The 20,506-nt window shown below is 45.8% G+C and carries 21 protein-coding genes; 8 read left to right on the top strand and 13 right to left on the bottom strand.

The window, feature by feature from the left end; genetic code table 11:
- Nucleotides 1-79 precede the first annotated feature (79 nt).
- From NWE73_RS04660 to NWE73_RS04635, 6 genes are all read right to left on the bottom strand, one after another.
- Nucleotides 80-916: a hypothetical protein gene (locus NWE73_RS04660; protein ID WP_277577120.1), complete on the bottom strand. Its 837-nt coding sequence runs from the start codon at nt 914-916 to the stop codon at nt 80-82.
- 159 nt (nt 917-1,075) lie between these two features.
- A complete protein-coding gene (locus NWE73_RS04655; RefSeq protein ID WP_277577119.1) occupies nt 1,076-1,795 on the bottom strand; it encodes an outer membrane beta-barrel domain-containing protein in 720 nt (239 codons plus the stop codon).
- Nucleotides 1,776-2,036, bottom strand: coding sequence for a hypothetical protein (locus NWE73_RS04650; protein ID WP_277577118.1), 261 nt, complete (start codon nt 2,034-2,036; stop codon nt 1,776-1,778). The genes NWE73_RS04655 and NWE73_RS04650 overlap by 20 nt, the downstream gene beginning before the upstream one ends.
- A gap of 13 nt (nt 2,037-2,049) precedes the next feature.
- Nucleotides 2,050-3,588 (bottom strand): tetratricopeptide repeat protein, encoded by a 1,539-nt coding sequence (locus NWE73_RS04645; protein ID WP_277577117.1) that lies wholly within the window; start codon nt 3,586-3,588, stop codon nt 2,050-2,052.
- Complete coding sequence (locus NWE73_RS04640) at nt 3,585-4,382, bottom strand: outer membrane beta-barrel domain-containing protein (RefSeq protein WP_277577116.1); 798 nt, start codon at nt 4,380-4,382, stop codon at nt 3,585-3,587. The genes NWE73_RS04645 and NWE73_RS04640 overlap by 4 nt, the downstream gene beginning before the upstream one ends.
- 185 nt (nt 4,383-4,567) lie before the next feature.
- Nucleotides 4,568-4,753: a hypothetical protein gene (locus NWE73_RS04635; protein WP_277577115.1), complete on the bottom strand. Its 186-nt coding sequence runs from the start codon at nt 4,751-4,753 to the stop codon at nt 4,568-4,570.
- 273 nt (nt 4,754-5,026) lie between these two features.
- Between NWE73_RS04635 and NWE73_RS04630 the strand changes: the two genes are divergently transcribed.
- The 4 genes from NWE73_RS04630 to NWE73_RS04615 are packed head-to-tail and all read left to right on the top strand — an operon-like array spanning nt 5,027 to nt 7,518.
- The gene (locus tag NWE73_RS04630) at nt 5,027-5,614 is read left to right on the top strand and encodes a YceI family protein (RefSeq protein WP_277577114.1); all 588 of its coding nucleotides are present in this window, start codon (nt 5,027-5,029) and stop codon (nt 5,612-5,614) included.
- A gap of 25 nt (nt 5,615-5,639) precedes the next feature.
- Nucleotides 5,640-5,924 carry a BufA2 family periplasmic bufferin-type metallophore gene (gene bufA2 / locus NWE73_RS04625; protein ID WP_277577113.1) on the top strand — a complete coding sequence of 95 codons (285 nt, stop codon included), beginning with the start codon at nt 5,640-5,642 and terminating at the stop codon, nt 5,922-5,924.
- On the top strand, nt 5,925-6,779 hold the full coding sequence (gene bufB, locus NWE73_RS04620) for an MNIO family bufferin maturase (protein WP_277577112.1): 855 nt from the start codon (nt 5,925-5,927) through the stop codon (nt 6,777-6,779).
- Nucleotides 6,748-7,518, top strand: a complete 771-nt coding sequence (locus tag NWE73_RS04615) for an HvfC/BufC N-terminal domain-containing protein (RefSeq protein WP_277577111.1) — start codon at nt 6,748-6,750, stop codon at nt 7,516-7,518. The genes bufB and NWE73_RS04615 overlap by 32 nt, the downstream gene beginning before the upstream one ends.
- 15 nt (nt 7,519-7,533) lie before the next feature.
- Here the strand turns inward: NWE73_RS04615 and NWE73_RS04610 are convergent, their stop codons facing one another.
- The 4 genes from NWE73_RS04610 to NWE73_RS04595 form a co-directional block, all read right to left on the bottom strand.
- On the bottom strand, nt 7,534-7,935 hold the full coding sequence (locus NWE73_RS04610) for a four-helix bundle copper-binding protein (RefSeq protein WP_277577110.1): 402 nt from the start codon (nt 7,933-7,935) through the stop codon (nt 7,534-7,536).
- 92 nt (nt 7,936-8,027) lie between these two features.
- Nucleotides 8,028-8,552, bottom strand: a complete 525-nt coding sequence (locus NWE73_RS04605) for a MarR family winged helix-turn-helix transcriptional regulator (protein WP_277577109.1) — start codon at nt 8,550-8,552, stop codon at nt 8,028-8,030.
- Nucleotides 8,553-8,600: 48 nt separating this feature from the next.
- On the bottom strand, nt 8,601-11,762 hold the full coding sequence (locus NWE73_RS04600; RefSeq protein WP_277577108.1) for an efflux RND transporter permease subunit: 3,162 nt from the start codon (nt 11,760-11,762) through the stop codon (nt 8,601-8,603).
- Nucleotides 11,763-11,764: 2 nt separating this feature from the next.
- The gene (locus NWE73_RS04595; RefSeq protein ID WP_277577107.1) at nt 11,765-13,243 is read right to left on the bottom strand and encodes a TolC family protein; all 1,479 of its coding nucleotides are present in this window, start codon (nt 13,241-13,243) and stop codon (nt 11,765-11,767) included.
- A 194-nt stretch (nt 13,244-13,437) separates the two neighbouring features.
- On the opposite strand from NWE73_RS04595, the gene NWE73_RS04590 reads away from it, so the two are divergent.
- The gene (locus tag NWE73_RS04590) at nt 13,438-14,094 is read left to right on the top strand and encodes a TetR/AcrR family transcriptional regulator (protein WP_277577106.1); all 657 of its coding nucleotides are present in this window, start codon (nt 13,438-13,440) and stop codon (nt 14,092-14,094) included.
- Here the strand turns inward: NWE73_RS04590 and NWE73_RS04585 are convergent.
- Together NWE73_RS04585 and NWE73_RS04580 are read right to left on the bottom strand one after the other, a co-directional pair.
- Complete coding sequence (locus NWE73_RS04585; protein WP_277577105.1) at nt 14,084-14,917, bottom strand: murein L,D-transpeptidase catalytic domain family protein; 834 nt, start codon at nt 14,915-14,917, stop codon at nt 14,084-14,086. The genes NWE73_RS04590 and NWE73_RS04585 overlap by 11 nt on opposite strands.
- 58 nt (nt 14,918-14,975) lie before the next feature.
- Nucleotides 14,976-15,719 carry a helix-turn-helix domain-containing protein gene (locus NWE73_RS04580; protein WP_277577104.1) on the bottom strand — a complete coding sequence of 248 codons (744 nt, stop codon included), beginning with the start codon at nt 15,717-15,719 and terminating at the stop codon, nt 14,976-14,978.
- Between the two features lie 103 nt (nt 15,720-15,822).
- Here NWE73_RS04580 and NWE73_RS04575 point away from each other — a divergent pair, with 103 nt between their 5' ends.
- From NWE73_RS04575 to NWE73_RS04565, 3 genes are read left to right on the top strand one after another with little or no spacing between them, the layout of a single operon-like run.
- A complete protein-coding gene (locus tag NWE73_RS04575; RefSeq protein WP_277577103.1) occupies nt 15,823-15,987 on the top strand; it encodes a hypothetical protein in 165 nt (54 codons plus the stop codon).
- 16 nt (nt 15,988-16,003) lie between these two features.
- On the top strand, nt 16,004-17,761 hold the full coding sequence (locus NWE73_RS04570) for an ABC transporter ATP-binding protein (protein WP_328517223.1): 1,758 nt from the start codon (nt 16,004-16,006) through the stop codon (nt 17,759-17,761).
- Nucleotides 17,754-19,565, top strand: coding sequence for an ABC transporter ATP-binding protein (locus tag NWE73_RS04565; protein ID WP_277577101.1), 1,812 nt, complete (start codon nt 17,754-17,756; stop codon nt 19,563-19,565). Before NWE73_RS04570 ends, NWE73_RS04565 begins: the two co-directional genes overlap by 8 nt.
- Here the strand turns inward: NWE73_RS04565 and NWE73_RS04560 are convergent.
- Entirely contained in the window at nt 19,496-20,494 is a 999-nt protein-coding gene (locus NWE73_RS04560; protein ID WP_277577100.1) for a hypothetical protein, read from the bottom strand. The genes NWE73_RS04565 and NWE73_RS04560 overlap by 70 nt on opposite strands.
- Between the last annotated feature and the right edge of the window lie 12 nt (nt 20,495-20,506).

Raw genomic sequence — 20,506 nt, 5'->3', positions numbered from 1 at the left:
GCTGATAAAAATAAAAATCCCCTCATCGCAAGATCAGGGGATTTTTTTTGCCTTATGTCCAATCAGGATTCAGGAAGTTTTACTTAAGGGAATACTTCTTGATAATCAAGTTTGCGCCCTTAACTTGATTCGCACTGGCGTTAACCAAAGCGATTGTCGAGTTATTAAGCTGAAGGCTTTGAATGTCGCCGCCAACAACAATAATGTTATCCTGTGCACCTTTGATGCTTTCGATTTTAGCAAATCCACAAATCACCAACGATGTGTGATTCACTTGAATGTCTCCGGCCAAAGCGCCTTCTCCAGTCGCTCTCACCGCACTCTGACCACCGTAATTGCCTTTGATAGCAGTTACTTTGGCAGCATCAATTTCAAAGCTCTCATGGTTAAACTTCAAATCAAGATTTGCTGAAGGATTCGCCTGCGCAGCACGTTGCTCACAATACTTGATTGCGTCCGCCACCTCGGCATCTTCGATTTCAACAGGTGGCTTTACATCCACCACTGGAGTCGAAACTTCATCCTCTTCATCATCAGAATTATCTGCAACTTCGCCACCATTATTTGCTGGTGGATTTTTAACTTCATCATGTCCAGAACCGCCACCATTGTTTTTTGGAGGAGCTGGAGTTTCAACAACTTTAACTGGTTCTTCTTTAACAGGCTCCTCGGAGACAACTTCTGGGTTGCTAGGAACCGTGCCACCAGAAACTTCAGATCCAGCTTCTGGAGTGCTTGGCGTGTTCGGAAGACCGCCAACTGGCTCCATAGGACTGATGGTTTCAACTGATTCTGCAGTCAAAACTTTATCACCCACGGCGATACCGTTCGTTCCCAATTTGGCGCAGTTCTGGAATCCCAAAAGAAGAACTGGAATCGCTGCAATCGTTACAACCTGCAATACTCTGATCTTCATACTTCCCCCTGATCGATAAACAAACTTTGATGCAAAGATTGTGCACCCCCTATTTTAAGCTTCTCCTCAAACGTATCTGAGAATGTGTGTCTAACTTATATTTTTGTTAAATAAATCTACATCTCACAAATGGAGCCCAACGCGCAGTTGTGTTCCATTTTAAAACAAATAAGACAGTGCGATATCCAAGCTTTGGCTCAATTGGATCTTCTTGGAGAAATCTGACTCACTTGGCGTCGGTGCTGCACTTCCCAAATCCACTGAAACAGGATCCAAAGTTTGATACAAAAGCAGTCTGTATGACAAACCGACACCAACATGTTTCTTAAAAAACAACTTATGGGTGATTCCAAAAGATGTATAAGGCAAAGACTGACCTCCGACCTTATTCGCACCCGCATCTACTTCTGTCGCAAACATCGTTGGCAGAACCATGCTTTTGGAAAGACTCATTTTCCCATAAAGAAACGTCCAACGATAAGACGCTGTCAAAATTGAACTCGGAGCCGGAGCTTTTGAAAAACTCGGCTTTGCTGAAGTGCTTTGAAACTGATCCGAATAACTGCTTAGTCCAGACATGCGATCGGCGTATTTCAAGCCCCAGGCTTTGTCTTCAGAAAATGAGTAAAAGGCTTCAAAACCCCAAAGACTGTTATTAAAAAACATCTCATCGATGACAGAGGCTGTAAAGAGCCCCACTTCCAATCGTCCCGCAAGAGGAATGGCCTTGTTCTTTACTGCCATATTGCTGTCAAGTATTGGGACCACGGACTCCGTCGGCAATTCGTCTGCATCAAATTGTATAACAGTCGCCTGACTGCTCAGTGCAAATAAATTCAGAGCGAGCACTAGGAGGATCTTAGTTGCCTTTGAAATCATCGAGGCCCCCCTCCATCTCGTTCACAAAGTTTTCTCTTACGCGAATGAGCTTTTTATAATTGAAGTCTGTCTTAGTGTTCATATTGCTCAAATCAGGTTTTTCAGTTGCGCCTTTGACCAATTCGTCATCAAAGGACACTTGGACTTTTTTGGTTTTTTTATTTGCAACAGCTGCTTTAGCCGGGGCTTTATCCGGAGCTTTATCTTGCGCAAAAGATTGCAGAGAGAAAAAAAGCAACATGACCAACATTAAGCTATTCTTTGTCACAGCGATTTACCCCAAGATATTGATAGTTGCCGATTTCATCTCTCCAGTACTCACCTTCAAAAGGCCAGTAGCGATAACCATTCTTCACATAGAAGTCTCGGGTATCATCGGCATTGATTTGACTGCCTTCTGAGTTGTTCACAGTTCTGATATAATCGGCCCGTGCTTCTTTCTTCTGAGCATTCAGAACTTCATAGCCGATCAAATCCAAGTCGCCGTCAAGCAGGGCAAGCTCTTTGCTTTTGGCAATCAGAGAGTTTCTTAAGACAGTCCCCGCCTCAGCAGAAACATTCTTTTGTCGCGAGTTCAAAATTTTCAAGGCGTACTTTCGAAGAGCCGCGTCTTCCGGTTGATTGAACACTTTAGCGAGTCGATTTTTTTCCTGCTGAATTCGATCAAAATAGGACAGTTTATTTTTCAATGACGGTTCTTCCATCGAAGCCCTGACGATAAAGAATGGAACCTGGCCGCTATAAGTTGGCTTTGTACCATTTTTCAGAGCCTTCAAATATTTCTGAGACTCCTCGATTTGACTGAAGAAGTACTCAGGCTTCTGATCGGAGTTGTTGATGTCCGACAGTGTCGTGAACGCGGAAGAATAGTTTTTTCGGAAGCTGATCAAAGCTTTTTCCGCTTCCGAGTTCTGACATGCAAAAAGCAGAATAATACTTCGCAAAGTCAAAGATTCCGGATCATAGAAGTTTTCGTAAAACGGAGTGTGCAGGGTTTGAATAGCACTCATAGCACTTCGGAATTTGGCCATTCTAAACAGGGACCAAGCCAGTTCCATCTGAGCTTCCCGGTAAAGCGCATGATCCTTGGGAATTTCACGGTAAGTATTTACCGCATCTTCCCAGCGTTTCGCTTGATAATATCCGCGGGCCATGGCCATCGCCGCAGACCCCCGCTTCACGTTGGTTGAGGGAAGAGAAAAATATTTATCATAAAGCTTCTGCAGGTGTGGCAAGGCTTCCGTGGCCTTGTTCTCTTTTAGATAAACCAATGCCAGAGTATAGAGAGTCTCATCATTATCGGGTTTGATTTGCAAAGACTTCTGCAGATAGGTGACTGCCTCTGCGTATTTTCCCTCACGCATCAGAGCCTGTCCCATGCGGTTGTAATAGAGCTCTTTGGCAATTTCGCCCAAATCATTGGCATCAAGTTTCTTTAAGGTGTAATCGAGAAGACCCGAGTCATTGAGATTATCTGAAATTAAAACCAGTTTCTCAAAGGACCGCTGCGCGATTTTCGGCGAAGCCACTCTTGCATTGATAATCAAAGGAAAGGCCGCCGTTTGATATAGCTTAAGCTTCATCAGAGCAACACCAAGATAATAACGCGCCTGCATTTTAGTGTTGGCATCAGCATCAGAAGAAAAAACAATCTTATAGAGCTGATTACTTGCCTTCCGGTATTCCTGTTTTCGCAGAGATTGCCCCGCTAACCCCAACGCAGTCGGTGAAGCTCCAAAGGCGAAGTTGAGACCCAGAAAAGATGCTGCAATGAAAGTAAGAGTTTTTTTCATCGGTATGAAGGCTCCGGGAAGAAGCGACCGTAACTCACGGTCAAAAATAGTGAATTGGAGGCTTGCTCCTCCCCCAAATAATTATGGGCATTATAGAAGGCCCAATTCAAATCCACTCGTAATGCAGATGACCTGGATAAAGAGAAGATGTCACCGATTCCCACTTGGATGCTAGAGACTTCCTCTGAGCTTTGCGTGCGGACTTTGCCGACACCCAATGTTTGATAGACCTCGAAAGGAATGATTCGGTTGTTCAGGAAGGATGTTTTTCCATAGATAGAGTTGAAATAGAGATTCAATCCATAAAAGCTGGTTAAGGAAACTAGACTTTTGACTGAAAGCTTTTGAACAGATTCCAGTTTGCTGACTTCATCACGTGCCTGCGACGTGAAAACATATCCAAAAGCTTCTACTCCCCAGGTTTCATTAAAGTGGTAACTGGTTTTAATGTTCAAACCCAGGGTGCGATAAAAAACGTCTGACGGAAGAAGTGTCAGACCGCCACTCAACTGAACTCGTTCAGTTTTGGGCATATAGTTTTTCTGAATCGTCGCTAAATCTGAATAGAAAGACTCCGACTGGACTGTCGAGTACTCAGCCTTCTGCTTTTTCTGAGCCGGTGCTGCATGTGACGGCGGAGCATTTTTAAATTCGACCGATTTCGTTTCGAGCAACTTCTCAACAAAGTCGATATCTTTTTGCTCGGGATCAGAGTTCGCATCTTGCGCAGAAGAAGCAACACTCCATAACAACGCAAGACCACAGATGATAATTCTAAAATGATTGATGCTCATGATTAGTTCACTTCAACAACTTCCCGTTGAGTTGACAACGGAGTTGGAGTGTCTAGTGGCACAAACTAGCCCAAAGATATTGTCAGCGGATCGTTCCTCCCAAAATTCCGGGGAACATTGTGGCTCTGATGTGCAGCCTCAAAGTGGGGCCAGAACTGTGGTCCGCACAATATTAATACATATGTTTAATTTCTCTTACTTGCGATGTTACGGCTTTTCTTTAGCTGTACAGTTTTCTCAGGGGTAACCATAGGTGCATCCATAATATAGTCGCTCTTGGTGGGATCACCCCATGTAACCGCTTTCTTCAAGGAGGCGCAGCCAACACAACTGACAAACATTCCTGCAAGCAAAAGTATTCGCATGATCATAGTTCCCCCAGAAAGCCGTTAGTGATCCTTCTATAAGGTAATGCAGGTTTAGGGCCACCCGTGCAGCCCTTCTATTGTCTATGAGCGAATAAGAAGTAGGCACTGCCTAGAATAATATCGACACTCATTCCAAGCGCTCAAACTTGAGACATCAGTGTCTTTAAACAAAGCCACCCTCCAACTCAGCGTCTTACCTAATCTTAATTTGTAAAAACAGGGCACTTCAAAAAAAGTGAATAGCAACATTTTACTCCCTCCATCGAAAGGACTTCCATGCGCCTTCTTCTTCCGGCATTACTAGTTTCATTGGCCACGAGCACTGCCTTCGCAGAAAAATTCTCTTTGGATATCTCCCATACGGGAATACAGTTCACGGTGCCTCATTTGGTTGTCTCTAAAGTAAAAGGTCGCTTTGACAAGTTTGAGGGCACCTTCGACTTCGACGAGAAAACTCAAAAGCTCGATAATATTTCTATCGAAATCGCAGCGGACTCCATCAATACCAACGAGAAGGATCGCGACAAAGATTTACGCGGACCTAATTTCCTGGACGTCACAAAATTTCCAAAACTGACATTTAAAAGTACTAAAACAATTTACGACCACGCCAAGCCTGAAAAAGTGGAAGGTCTTTTAACCATTCACGGAGTCACAAAACCTGTGACCCTTAAAGTGGAATACAAAGGGGCTGTTACGGATCCATGGGGCAATCGTCGTGTCGCGTTCGAAGCTGAGACAAAAATAGACAGAAGAAATTTTGGACTTGTTTGGAACAAAGCGATTGAAGCCGGTGGTTTTGTCGTTGGTGACGAAGTGAAAATCAGTATTGATGGTGAAGCGATGGTGGCAAAAGCAAAGTAGTCAGGAAATAGGGAGTATTTCATCTATGACAAAAGGTACTTTTACAAAAGCAGCAATCAGCGGTCTTCTGGCTGCGGGAGCCTTGAGTGTCAGTTTACAAGCACACGGAGCAGACTCGCAGAAACCGGATGCCGCCACCGCCGAGGGCGAATGCCATGGAGTGAATTCTTGCAAAGGCAAAGGTGACTGTGGCGGAAAAGGCCATGGCTGCGCGGGAAAAAACTCCTGCAAAGGCAAAGGTTGGCTCCGAATGACTAAAGAAAAATGCGAAGCGGCTCACGGGAAATTCAAAGCAGACAAAGGTGCCTAAATGCGATCTCAATTTCATTCTCATAAAGTGGGGCTGGGTTTACGCCCGCCCCACTATCCATATCTAGAAACAAGCCCGACAACTGAAGTCGCTTGGTTTGAAGCAGTTTCAGAAAACTATATGGACTCCAGAGGGCGTCCATTGGAAATGCTCACCGCTCTTCGCAAGGATTATCCCTTGGCTCTTCATGGCGTGGGCATGAACATTGGAAGCGCCTCCGGGGTGCGCATCGAATATTTGAATAAGCTGCGTGATCTCATAGACCGAGTGGAGCCTTTCATTGTTTCTGATCACATTTGTTGGACCGCCACCTCCCACCAAAACATGCATGACCTATTGCCCCTCCCTTATACGCAAGAAAGTCTGGAATGCCTGATTGAAAATATTGATTTTGTTCAGAACTATTTGCGAACACCTTTGGTTCTGGAAAACGTTTCCACCTACTTAAGCTTCCGCGCCAATGAAATGACTGAGTGGGAGTTTGTCGCTGAAGTATCTAAACGCTCCGGCTGTGGGCTTCTGCTGGATATTAACAATGTCTATGTTAACTCCTACAATCACGGTTATGATCCCCGAACTTACCTGAATGCAATTCCACTCGAGCGCGTGGCACAGATTCATTTGGCCGGCCCCACAGATAAAGGCACCCATCTGTTTGATACACATGCCGAAGATATTCCGGATGCGGTTTGGAGTCTGTTTAAAACACTTGCGCCAAAGATCCGCCATATTCCTGTGTGTATTGAACGCGATGACAACATCCCTGACTTCCGCGAACTTGAAGCTGAAATTCTCAAAGCCGCGTCTATTTTGGAGAAATCAAATGAAACTGCAAGAAGTCCAATCTTTGTTTAAAAAGCAGACCCTTTTTCCTGGGGAAGCGGATCCTGAAGTTTTAAAAACCTTCAAGCCCGGAGGACAACTGAAGCTCAAAGAGGCTTTTGAGGTCTACCACAAAGCTTACATTGCTCGTCTCACCGAAGCCCTGGATGAAACCTTTGAAGGGGTTCATTGGGTTTTGGGCGATCACATTTTTCAGGAGGTCTGCCAAAACTATATCGACACTCAGCCCTCCACCTCATACAACCTGTCGGATTATGGCGCCAGTTTTCCAGATTTCATCCGTCTCCACCCGGCCATCAAAGGTATCCCTTTTGTCTTTGATCTGGCACGCTTTGAATGGCGCTTTAAAAATATCTTCCACGCCCCCAGCCCTGATCCACTTACAGTCGAAAGAATTCAGGAATTGATGAATGAAGATGACTTTAAAGTCAGTTTTGTCGAAGCCATGGAACTTTTCGAAAGCCCCTATGCAATTTATGACATCTGGACACGGCGCAAAGAGCCTCAATATGAGTTTGAAAATATTGATTGGGAGCTTCCAGAAAATCTGCTTCTTTATAAGAAAGATAAAAAAATATACGTGAAGAAAATTGCCAATGAGGAGTTTCGCATTCTGAAAGAGCTTCGGGATGGAAAATCCGTCTCCGCAGCTCTTGCAGAGCAACCCACTTCGATGTCACCCGATAAGATTTCCCAGCTTTTTCAAATGATGATGAGAGCTGGCATTATCGACGACATCACACCACTGTAGTTTCCAAACAGCCTTCTAGGCCCTAGCTGACTTTCCGCTCTCTTTGCTAGGGCTGCGAACCTGTACCGTCATTCCAGCCATGCCTCGACAGATTTCTGCACAACGGCGGCATTCTTCGGCGCAACGGCTCAAGACCGTATCGTCTTGATATCGCTCGCACTCGTCTGCGCATCGCGTGCACAATTCAAACGTCAATTCACAGCTCTGGTGTTGAGTATTAAGATCAGCCATCATCATGCTTGCGGCCAACTGACAGGAATCAGAACAAAACTGCATCACCGCGAGCTGCTTACCGGTAAACTTCGAAATTTTTTGATGAAGACAATACTGAAGAGTTTCCAAACAGGTTCTGGAACAAGAAAAACAAGCCTTAATGGCTTTCGCTGTATCGCTGTCTTGAGATGGATTGGGAATCATTGGGTCCTCCTCGGTCAAATGCTCATACCAAAATAGTAGAGCAAAAAGACCTTGGAGGGATCAAGACTGCAGGATTGCATGGGCCGAAGCTGTTATTGCTCAGCCTTTTGCAGGGTGGTCGTGTGAATCATACGTTCCAAAAGACGGTCTAGATTCGATTTTTCATCGTCAGCAAACTGCCCCCAGAAAGACTGGATAAAGGGATACCAACGCGGGAAAATCTCTTTGATCGTACTGTCGCCCTTTTCTGTGAGCTTTATCACAAAAGAACGGCCGTCCCTTTGATGGGTCTCGCGCACGATCAAGTTCGCCTTTTCAAGACTGTTCAACAGCCCCGATATCGTCGCTTGGGTCACGCCCACCTTTTGCGCCAGAACAGATGGCATCAAGCCTTCTGGAGAGTTGCGCAAAATAAACAACAAGGTAAACCTTCCACTGGAAAGTTGATATTCAGACAGCAAGCTGTCCAACTTCATTTCCAGTTCGGTTGCGACTTTCATAAAGAGCAAATTTGAATGCAAGACCCAGGCATCCATTTCGACACCCGCGTGCAGCTCGGAAGCTGTCTTGTGAATCTCTTCGCGGCTAGGTAGCTCTTGAATAAATAACTTTGCCATAACCTATCTCCGATCAATACTGCGCCGGCCGCGAAGCCGGCTATTTATTTACGCTTGCTCTGCTGTGCTGTCTTTTTTGTTTGTCGTGATTTTGCCGCCAATTTTATTAGCCCAAATTCTAAAGCGATCGACGTATGTAAACACGGCCGGAACGACAATCAAAGTCAGAATCGTCGATGAAAGGATACCACCGATAATCGCAACCCCCATGGCTGTGCGGGATTTTGAAGCCGGATTCATACCGATGGCCACTGGCAATGTACCAGCGATCAAGGCAAATGACGTCATCAGGATCGGACGTAAACGAGTTTTACCCGCAAGCACCAAGGCATCTGCGCGGCTCTTTCCTTCCGCCATCATCTGATTTGTAAAGTCGACCAGCAAGATACCATTCTTACCCGCAACCCCGATCAGCATGAAGAATCCAAACACCGCAAACAATGACATAATTTCATTCGCCAAATACAGGCCAAAGAAGGCACCGCAAAGGGCCAGTGGCAATGCCACCATGATAGTGATTGGCGTGATGAAAGATTCATACAAGCTCGCCAGGATCAGATAGATAAACATCACGGCAAAGCCCAACGCCAAGATCGTTGAACCTGCAAGTTCTTGCATATTCTCCGCATCACCACCGAAGTTATAACGAACTCCCGATGGGAATTTCGTATCGCCCTGACTCATCATTTTTACGGCGTCATTCACCACATCACTCAAACCCACACCTGGAGCCAAGCCGGCTGTGATCTGGATATAGCGACCACGGTCCATACGCTCGATAGATGCCGGTCCCGATGTCAAATCACCATTGGCAACATCAGACAGACGCACCAGCTTACGATTGATATTCGGCACATAAACCTGGTTGAATGTTTTCTTCAAGTCACGTTGATCTTCATTCAAGCGAACACGAACATCGTACTCACGGCCTTTTTCACGGAATTTTGCCGGCGTCATCCCTTCAACTTGTGCACGAAGTTCGCCACCCATTGTTTTTGTGTTAATCCCGTAAGCTTTTGCAGCACCTGGCTTAACATGAACTTGCAGCTCTGGTTTACCTGCACGGAAGTTTGAGTCGACGTCTTTTAGGCGTGGATCTTTTTTCAGGGCTTCATAAACTTGCATACCATATTTCTCAAGATCTTTAGGATCAGGAGAAATGATATTCAACATGAATGGTTGAGCCGCCATACCACCTGAAGCATCGTATTTTTTAACAACTGGATTTGCATAAGAGAAGCCCGCCAACTGCTGACGTAGTTTATCTCTGAAAATCTCAGTCTTCATACCACGTTCTTTACCGTCTTTAAGACGAACATAGAACGAGGCTTTATTTGCCTCACCATAGATACTTCCGATGGTCATAGTTGTGTACAAAACATTGGAATTGCTATGGATGATCTTATCGACTTCTTCACCCACTTTGTTTGTACCATCCAAGCTCGTGCCCGGTTCCATTTCCAATGTAACGGTCACCTCGCCGCTGTCGTCATCGGCAATGAAGGTACCCGGAACTTTGGTAACGGTATAGATACTCAGGAAGAACACCAAAAGAGTCGCACCGATCGTCATCAAAGGATGGCGTAAAGTGACTCTAAGGAATTTCTCGTAAATTCTTTCAAGCAAAGATTGGAAGCGGTCAAAGCCCTTCACCATACGACCCAAAGTTTTGTCGTAGAAAGACTCTGGCTTATGCGCCTCTTTATCGTGACCAGCCCCACCATGACCTGACCCACCGAAGTAAGCCGTCAACATTGGGATGATAGTCATCGCCACGAACCAAGAAATAATCATTGAGAACACGACAGTGAAACCAAACTGCTTCAAAAACTGACCGATAGTCCCTGACATCGTACCTACCGGCACGAACACCGCGATGACCACCAAAGAGATCGCCATCACGGCCATCTGAATCTCTGTGGTTCCTCTTTCAGCGGCGACGATGGAGTCTTCGCCCAATTCCATGCGTCGATAGATATTCTCCACGACAACGATGGCATCGTCGACCAGAAGACCGACTGCGAGAGTCAACGCCAGCATCGAAACGATATTGATCGAGAAACCCGCCATTTTCATCAACATGAAAGCGCCCACCAATGAAACCGGCAATGAGAACGCCGTGATCAAAGTGGTGCGTGCACTTCCCAGGAAGAAGAACACCGTAATCACGGTCAGAATGATCGCGATAATAATCGTCTCATTCACGTCCGCCACGTTGTCTCTGATTTTTTGAGAGGCATTTGTCACTAGTTGAATTTTCGGCGCACCTTCCATCTTCGCCAGTTCAGGCTCAATTTTAGCCATTTGTTTGAAGACGTCATCAGCCACCTTCACGGTGTTTGAACCGGATTGGCGATAAACCTGCAGGAAGATGGACTTCTTGCCATCCACGAAACCGCGAGACTTTTCATCTTCGACAGTATCTTTCACAACACCCAAATCCGCCACACGAGTCGGCACTTCATTGCCATAAAGATTCACGAGAGTGTCGGAAATTTCCTGAACGTTGCGGAATTCTCCCAAGCCTCGGAATACGAGCTCTTTACCGCCCTGATTGACCTTACCGCTTGGAATGTTCTCCCCCATCGCGCCCACTTGGGCCGCAACTTGAGAAACCGAGATTTCACGGGCTTTAAGTTTTGCACGATCTAGCAGGACGTGAACTTCTCTTTTACGACCACCCAGAATTTCAATCGCCCCGACGTTATTGACCTGCTCCAGGCGCGGCTTAATAACTTGGTCGGCAATATCATAAAGTTGGGCATCGGAAAGATCGCCTGTTAACGAAAGCATGACAATCGGTGTGTCCGAAGGGTCAAACTTTTTGATGACGGAGTCTTCAACTTCCTCAGGAAGTTTTGGTTTCGCAATATTTACTTTATCGCGAACCTGTTGTTCCGCGTATTTTGAATCCACAGAGCTGATGAACTCCACGATCACTTGCGAGACGCCTTCCATATTTTTAGAAGTCATACGTTTAATACCAGAGATGGTACTAACTTCGTCTTCAATAGGACGGCTGACCAGAGTTTCAATCTCTGCCGGTCCTGCCCCTTTATAAACTGTTTGGACGGTGACCACCGGAATAGAAACATCCGGGTATAAGTCAACGCTCATGGATTTGAATGAAGCCCAGCCGACTACCACAATGGCGATAGTCACGCAGGTCATAAAAATAGGTCTGCTAATGGATATCTTAGGTAAGCTCATGACTATTTTCCTTCTACTCCGACAGCGTCGGAGTGTAGACCAGCGTCGGATTGAGAGCCAGCGGCATTGTAAAGTTTGATTTGTGTTTGCAATCCCAAAATATTGGCAGCGGACTTCACTTTAGAAAGTGCGGCCTGTGAGTAATCCTGTTCGAACAACAACACTTGATAAGTCGTTGTGCGCCCTTGGCGAAGACGACTTCTTTCGACATCCAATTTGGTTTTTTGCAGAGTCTCTATTCGGCCCAACAGACGAAGATTATCGCGCGCATCGCCCAAAGATTTAGTCAAATTGATCCAATCTTGCTCTTGGGCATAAAGGGCATACTGGCGATTGTACTCCGCAGCTTTTTCCGTTTTCAAAGCACCGGATTTAACATCTGAAGTCGCAGTGAAGTTCAAAGGCATATTGAAACGAACACCGACAAAGCTGGTGTCTGTTTCTGTGTAACCGGCCTTTTTCATGGCATCACTTTGTTCTTTATCGCGGCCATTCAGAGCATAGGTACCATAAACATCAAATGTCGGTTTGTTACGTTCATTGACCAACTGCGAATTAGCCTTCGCTGTTGCCAACTGGGCCTCTGTCGCTTTCACGTCGTAGCGATCACCAGGACGCACCTGCGGAACCGTGAGATTTTCCAAAGCCGCATAGTTTACCGGCTCCAGAGAGTCCACCGTCACGTCAGCATTGCGATTCAAATATTTATTGAAGTTGCGAAGAGCTTCCTTTTTCTCGTTATTGGCAACTTGCAACTCGAGCGTACGAGCCTCAACCAAGGCGCGGGCTTGCACCACATCGGCTTCTTCACCGAGATTCATTTTTTTCTTTTTGCTAACATAATCAAAGATATTTTGTGCCGCTTTCAGCGCATTTTCTTGAATCACGACAACATCATTCCAAGCCGACAACTTCCAGTAAGCCGCTTCAGCCTGCGCCAAGTATCCGACGGACTGATATGAACTCTGGAATTGATCTGCGTAATTTTGCTGACGAGTGATCTCTTGATTGGCCTGCGCCGTACGACCGAAACCACCACCCCACAAAGGCATCGACAACTCAAGTTTTGGAGTTGCATCCCAATATTCCGGCATGGAAATCATATTCGTGTTGGCATTCACAAACTCGGTCTTTGCAAGATTGTAGTACAGTTTACTTTGCAAGCCGAAATTGAACTGCTGTGTAAGACCCAAAGAGTAGTTTTCTGATTTGATTTTATCAGAAGTCTTTGGTTGAGACGGCTTCCCATCATGCCCCACTTGCGCTTCTGCGAACATCTTTGGAGTAAAAAATAAATCCGCTTCACGGGATTTCAAAGCCGCCCCTTCGGACTGCTGAGAACTTCCCTTGTAGGACGTGTTATCCGTTTTAACTTGCTCCAAGTAATCTGCCAAAGTGAGTGCGGACGCACTTGTACTCACGATGCTAATTCCGAGCGCGAGAATCAGCTTTGAGGTGTTAAGAACGCTCTTTGCCTTCATGATCTGTCTCCTGATCTGGTTCAGTTCGGACTCCGAGGAAATCGAAGTATTAAGTAATCGCTTACATACATATAGTTACGGTAATTTCACAAAGTACTCAAGCAATTACTTACTTGTTCGGTCGGCAGTTTTATGATACATTATAGAAAGACAAGCTTTATCAGACACTTAAGATAGATTTTGAGGAGTTTTTTATGGATGAGACATCTCAGCAAAAGACGAGCGCACATGTGAGCACTGCTCGCACTAGGCCAAAAAAGCGAGATAGATCCGCATCTGAGGAGCGCTTGCTGAATGCAGCGGAAGATATTTTCTCAAAGCATGGATTTAAAGGCGCGACCACTCGAATGATCGCTGACAAAGCAAAACTCAATGAATCACTTATTGGTCGCTACTTTGATGGCAAGATGGGACTGCTCTTCGCACTTATTGAAAAACATATCGAAGATGTTCCTCTGGATATTCTGCCCTACCCTCCCCAGGAAACAGTTCGCGAGGAGCTTCATAAACTCATCGATTCCATGTACTACAAACACTGCCAGAAGGACTCAGAGTTTTTTAAAATTGTCATCTCACAATGTTTAACAGATGCCAAATTCCTCAAACGCATTCGCGAAATCATTCCGAAGAAAATTCATCCCGACGTAAAGATGCGTCTGGAGAATTTGGCGACTCAAGGAAAGATTCGCACTGATGTGGATTTGGAGTTGTTCATTCAAACTTTGGACACTTACTTCCATGGCGTGATGCTCTTCGAGAAAATCCTTATGGGCTACCCAGAAGATAAACTCAATCAAGGGATGCGCTTCGTGGTCGACACCTACGCCACGGCGATCGAAATTAAAAAGTAGGAACTCGGAGCTGGGGCGTCTCTGGGAATTGAAAACCGGAGAATTGAATATCCGGTAACTGGAAATACTCTGGCGCCTGCTGCTGTCCACCACCCTCCCCAGGAGTGCGACTGGTATTCGTCCCCGGTGGAACCACTTCATCGCCATCCAAACTTTGTTCGGTCGGATATTGCTTCGAAGCCTGCAGCAAATCTTTGTGATAAGAAAATATAATGCTTCCATTTTGCAGCAAATTTACCAAATAAGGTAGCGCCTCTAAGCTGACTGCAGGACATCCTTCGCTCCAACCAAGACGGCCATTCTGGCGAATAAACTCATCGCTCACGTACTTCGCACCATGCAAGACAATATTGCGAAGGCGGGCATTATTATTGGAGCGATCAATTCCATCCAAGTACAAAGACAAACCATTTTTCTGGCTCATATAAGTTCCTTTGGCATAATAGAAGCCAATCGAACTTTTCCAAGAGTCTTGAAGGTTAGAAAAGTTACGCGTTTCAATCACACCGGAATTGATCCCGTGAGCGACATAGAATCTTTCCACAACACCTGTATTGAAGTTCATCAGGTAAAGTCGCTTCATTGTTGAAGGCAGGGAATGATCAATGATCACAGCATAAGTTGTGTTGGGAATTCTGCCCGAATTATAATCGAACAACCGAAAAGTTTGATCCAAGGGTTCGCGCGGAACCCCTTGATCCAAGAGGGTTTCAAAAAGATATTTTCCTGCTGTTGTCTTGCGATCAAACATCGAGCCCGCGTGAGCAAGAATACCAAACATTAAAATAGAAACAGCCAGGCTGATCAGACGAATTTCTTTCATGGGCCCAGAGTCCTGTGGAATTCGCCTGAGAGCAAATTACGAGTTCGAAAGACAAATCCTAACCTTGCTGATCTTTTTTCCTGATGGCTCCCATATAGGAATACTGCCATGGTCGGAAGGACAAAAGGACACCGGTGTCCACTACCGGCACATTATGTTCCGCCTCGAAGCGAGCCTCTTCCTGCATTTCCAACATCAAACGATCTAACTTTGATTTGTATTTCGCCAAAGTCGGAGGACTGACTTTCAAGAGTGTAAATCGAATGTAGTCTTCCGGCTTAAATTCGTAAGAAAGATAACTTGATTTCGTTTGTTCAAAAAGGGCCTTTCCCACCGGGCCATCACGACGGAAACGCAAGAACCCTTGCTTTTTAAATTTCACTTTATCGCGAGGATGCAATTCGATCAGATTCAATCGATCCAGTTGGAAAAGAAATTTCTGCGACTCCGCGCGAGTAATCTGATATTCCTTTTCAATCTTTTGCGGAGTCTTCCCGTCATGTAGCATCATATAGAAATGCAGCAAGCGGGCATTCTCAGCCAGAGCGCGTTCTTGCTCTTCCGCCAATAGCACAACCTGATTCGCCTCCTCCAGATTGGCGGCTTTAACCACCTCTGCAAAACTGATGTCAGCGATTCTGCAGATCTCCTCAAGTCTTTCCAGACTCAGACTTTTGCTGGAGAGAATTCGCTTCACGCTAGATTCACTGAGATCCAACGACTTCGCCAAATCACGATATAGAATATTCTTCGCTTTGAGTGTTCTTTTTAGAGCACCAAGAAATTGGTCTATCTGGGACATATCGGCCTCCGAAACCAGAGTATTACAATACGATACCATTGACAAGAGTATTGAATAACGGGTCTTTTCTGCCGATCCTAGGGGTGACAGTGAGGAGGTTCACATGCAATTTCTTAAAAACCTTTTTCTGCGACTCACAACAGAAAGAGTCTTCTACTACAACTGGGAACAGCGCGACTTTGAACGCCGACCTTTTTTATGCCGTGAGCAATTGTTCTGCGCAAATCGCTCGACAGGTCAAATCACTTGTCGATCTGGTCGGGATTAAATAGAGTTCTTCCAACATGCAGACTGAGTCAGATAATTCGACCCTCTTTAAACGTCCCCTTTGGTATTACATTAAAAACAATCCCCGAGCTTTTGGCCTGGGGATGTTTTTTCTATTCCTAACGAACGCGCTCGACGGCGTTTACCCACTCATCATGAAAAAGGCCCTGGATCAAATCGAAGGACGCGTTCCTATGAGTGATATCACCAAGACCTGTGTTTTGTTCTTTGCAATCATGACAAGCCTTGCCGTGACTCGCTATGGCTGGCGCACGCACTTTGGCAAGTTCCACACCTTTGCTGCTGAACACATTCGTCAAAAACTCTTTAAGCATGTTACCTCTTTAGGTCCGAACTTTTTCCACAAGAATCAAGTGGGCGAACTGATGAGTCTTCTGACGAATGATGTCCAATCATTCCGCCAAGCCATTGGCCCGGGCATGCTCATTCTAGCAGATGGCATCATCATCATTCTGGTGGTTTTGCCGATTATGATTTCTATGAATTGGACTTGGACGTGGAAGACCCTGATCTTTCTGCCTTTGGTGCCTTTCCTTATTTGGAAAGTGATGAAGCTGATTCATCTCAACTATAAGACCCAGCAAGATCGTTTTTCTGAGTTGACTGGTGTCGCCCAGGAAACAGTTGGCGGCATTCGAGTTATTAAAAGCTTTTCTCAAGAGGACAACCGCACCACATTATTTAATGGGGTGAGTGCCGCCTTCGAAAAAGCCTGCAACAAAGTTGCACGCGTTGATGCCTTCTTTGTTCCGGTGATGGAATTTGGAGTGACCTCCGGCAGCGTGATTCTGCTGTTCGTCGCCAAGGATGATCTTTATTCTGGAGCTGTGACAATTGGAACCTTTGTGGCGTTCCATCGCTACATTCAAAAGATGGTCTGGCCCATGACCGCCTTGGGAATGGGATTCTCGTTCTTCCAAAAAGGTTATGCCTCCTTTGATCGCATGAAAGAAGTTCTGCAAACGGAAACCGATATTCCTGACCTCGGCACTGTTGAAATTAACAAGTTCGAAAGTCTTGAGTTCAGACATGTTTCTTTCAAGCATAAGAACAGCCCCGTTTATGTTCTAAAGGATATTTCATTCACGCTGCAAGCCGGCCACAGCCTCGGCATCATGGGACCTGTCGGCAGCGGCAAGACGACCCTCCTGCATTTGCTGACCCGCCTTTATCCTTTGGAAGAGGGACAAATTCTGGTCAACGGGATTCCGATAGAAAACATCACTCAAGAATCTTTGCGCCAAGTCTTCCTACTGGTCCCGCAAGAGGCTTTTTTATTCAGCGAAAGCATTACCGAGAACGTCAGCTTCGGACTTGCTGAACGTGCCTCTGATTCCGACATCCAACGCATGACTGAAATTGTGGACCTCACAAACGAAGTGAATGCATTGCCTATGAAATTCGAATCACAATTAGGCGAACGCGGCGTGAATCTTTCAGGCGGGCAAAAGCAACGACTGACGATTGCACGTGGGCTTATCATGAAAACTCCGGTCTTAATTCTAGATGATTCATTAAGTGCCGTGGATACCAAAACTGAAAAAGCCATTGAAAAAGAATTAAGCAAAGGGGATTCCGGCATGAGCCGCATTATTGTGGCCCATCGTTTGTCCTCTTTAAAAACAGTCGACCAGCTCTTAATTCTCAAAGATGGTCGTGTCGAGGCCTGGGGAACTTATTCTCAAGTCTTAAACTCAAGTCCAACCTTCCAGAAAATTGTGCAAATTCAGGGGCAGGAGGCAAGCCATGAGTGATAACTTCATGAATGAAGATCTGGTAAAAACTTCCGTCACCTACCCGGTCCTTTTTAAGCGTCTTTGGCCGTATGCCCGTCGTGAAAAAGTTCTGTTGTTCTTCGCAATCTTTGCCGTCGCTGGTGGAGCACTGGTCGCACGCTTGATTCCCGCGTTGATCGGCTATGCCATTGACCACGGTGTGATAGAGAAAAAGTATTATGTTTTTACTCAAGTAGCCTTTGCCTATTTAGGTCTTGAGATTCTGCGCTCGACGTTTTCATTCACCAACGTTTACTTGTTTCAGCTTTTTGGCAATCGCATGCTTTATCATCTTCGCGAGGATTTGATGAACCACGTACAGAGGCTGCCACTTCAGTTCTTTAACAAAACACCCACCGGACGTATTGTGACTCGTCTCACGAATGACGTGGCCTCCTTGGGAGAACTCTTCACCGAGGGCGTGATTTCAGTTTTCACTCAGTTCGTGATCATTTGTTCAGTCGTCGTCGCCTTGGCTTTTATTTCCTGGAAGCTGACGATCATCTGTTTGATTTTCGCACCCCTATTTATTTGGGCTTCTTTTTATCTCAGCAACAAGATCCGTGATATTTTAAGAGAGCAAAAGAAAAAACTCTCAACCATCAACGCCTTCCTGGCCGAGAACCTAAACGGAATCAAAGTCGTCCAACTCTACAATCGTGTAAAAAGAAATCGCGAAAAGTTCACGGCCCTGTCTACAGACTACCGCGACACCAATATGCGATCCATTCGCGCCTATGCTCTCATGCAGCCGATCATGAATCTTTTCAATGCGGTGACCATCACTTCAGCCCTGTATTTTGGCGGTCTCCTGAGCGCACAGAATTCTTTGGCGATTGGCTCCCTGGTGGCGTTCCTGATGAACATTCAGGACTTCATCCCCCCACTTCGCGAGATCTTAGAAAAATATCAACAGTTCCAGAATTCTCTGACCAGCGCCGAGCGCATTTTCACACTTATGGATGAGCATCAGGAAAGTGAGTCGGCCGAGCTGCAGAGTCATCAGGTCATTCGCGGCGACATTGAGATTCGCAACCTGAATTTCCAATACGAACCGCAACTCCCCTTGGTGTTGAAAAATATCAACTTACATTTCAAGGCTGGCGAATCCATTGCCTTGGTTGGGCGCACTGGCAGCGGCAAGTCGACTTTCATCTCTTTGCTACAACGCTTTTACGATGCCCCAGCAAATACGATCTATGTCGATGGCGTGGCCATTGAGCGCACCCCGCGCGAAGAGATTCGCCACCATGTCGGCGTCGTTCAGCAGGACAATTTTATATTTAGAGGCAATATTCGCGACAACATCGGCTTGGGAGATCCGCGCATCAGCGATGAACAGATCCGCACGGCTTGCGAGAAAACGGGTTATATGGATCTTCTGAAACGCACGGGTCGAGATCTGTTGAGCACGGTCGATGAGCGTGGTGCTAATCTTTCTGTCGGCGAAAGACAGCTGATTGCCTTTGCCCGCATTTTGGCCTTCAATCCTGATATCTTAATTTTGGATGAAGCAACTGCAAACATCGACTCTGAAAGTGAACACATCATTCAAGAGGCGACAAAAGAAATCACCAAGGGTCGCACGAGCATCATCATTGCTCACCGTCTTTCAACGATTGAGCAATGTGATCGCATTGTGGTTTTAAATCAAGGGGAAGTCATGGAAGTGGGCTCTCATGATGAACTGATGAAAGCCCAGGGATTGTATTATCAGTTTGCTTCTGCCGGCTTGAAATCAACTTTAATTGAAGCATCTGCGGCAGGAACTGCTGATCCATAGAAGCGGATGATGTTTTTGTCTGCCAGATAGTCCCAGCCATTGGTGGCATTACGGGCAACAACCTGTCCGTTCACTTTGACTACGATCGTTGATTCAACCGGCTTACTTGAAAGTTTAAAGTCGGTGAGAATCTGAAGTATTCGCGCACGAATCTCTGATACTGCGCTGGACATATCTGAATTGCACAAGGACCCCTTCGTCCCACCAGACACATCAGAAAGACCCATAAAGGCCAATCCGGGCTCCTTGTAGTCCAACGAAGTGGTGTTGCAGGTTCCACTCAAACTCAAAATTCCAATGAAGTTAAACATCCAGGATCTTGTGCCGTCAGAATATGGGCGCTTAATGCTATCCAGGAAGTTCGTATAATAGCTCACTGCGGATGCCGATGATTTACTTTTGTCATCCTCGTCAGACAAGGCAATGACAACCAAAAGAGCATCCGAACGCAAGAATCCGCGGCCTTGATTGGCTTGATAGGATGATGAAAGAACGGTCTCCATAGATTCAAGACCTCGTTCGTTATCGCTGCCATCTTGACCCACCACAAGTCGCGAGGAAAGGACACTGGTCAGGTTCGGAGTGTTTTTGTTCAATATGCCTGGTGAACCGATAAATTGCCCACCATTAGGATTCGTTCCGCCCATACTGCTAGTCACGACAGCCATCTGATAGTCCATCTTTAAGGAATTCAGCTTGGTCATCAGCCCAGGAATGGCCTGACTCAGGTTTGTTTGATGCTTTGACATGGACGATGAATTGTCCATGACCCAAAGAATATCGACTTTATTGTTATACGTGATGCTTTGACCAAAGTTGTCGCTCGTAGGTGGCAAATCAAATTTCACATCTTGTGCGCAGGCTCCCAACAACATCATAGTCATTGCTGAAGCCAGTGCGACGAAGCCCAGTCCGTAGCTTTTTGCCATTTTATTCTCCGT

Source organism: Bdellovibrio svalbardensis (genome assembly GCF_029531655.1).
Classification (GTDB): Bacteria; Bdellovibrionota; Bdellovibrionia; order Bdellovibrionales; family Bdellovibrionaceae; genus Bdellovibrio; species Bdellovibrio svalbardensis.
The sequence above is the reverse complement of the archived record's forward strand: the minus strand, read 5'-3'. Positions and strand labels throughout refer to the sequence as shown.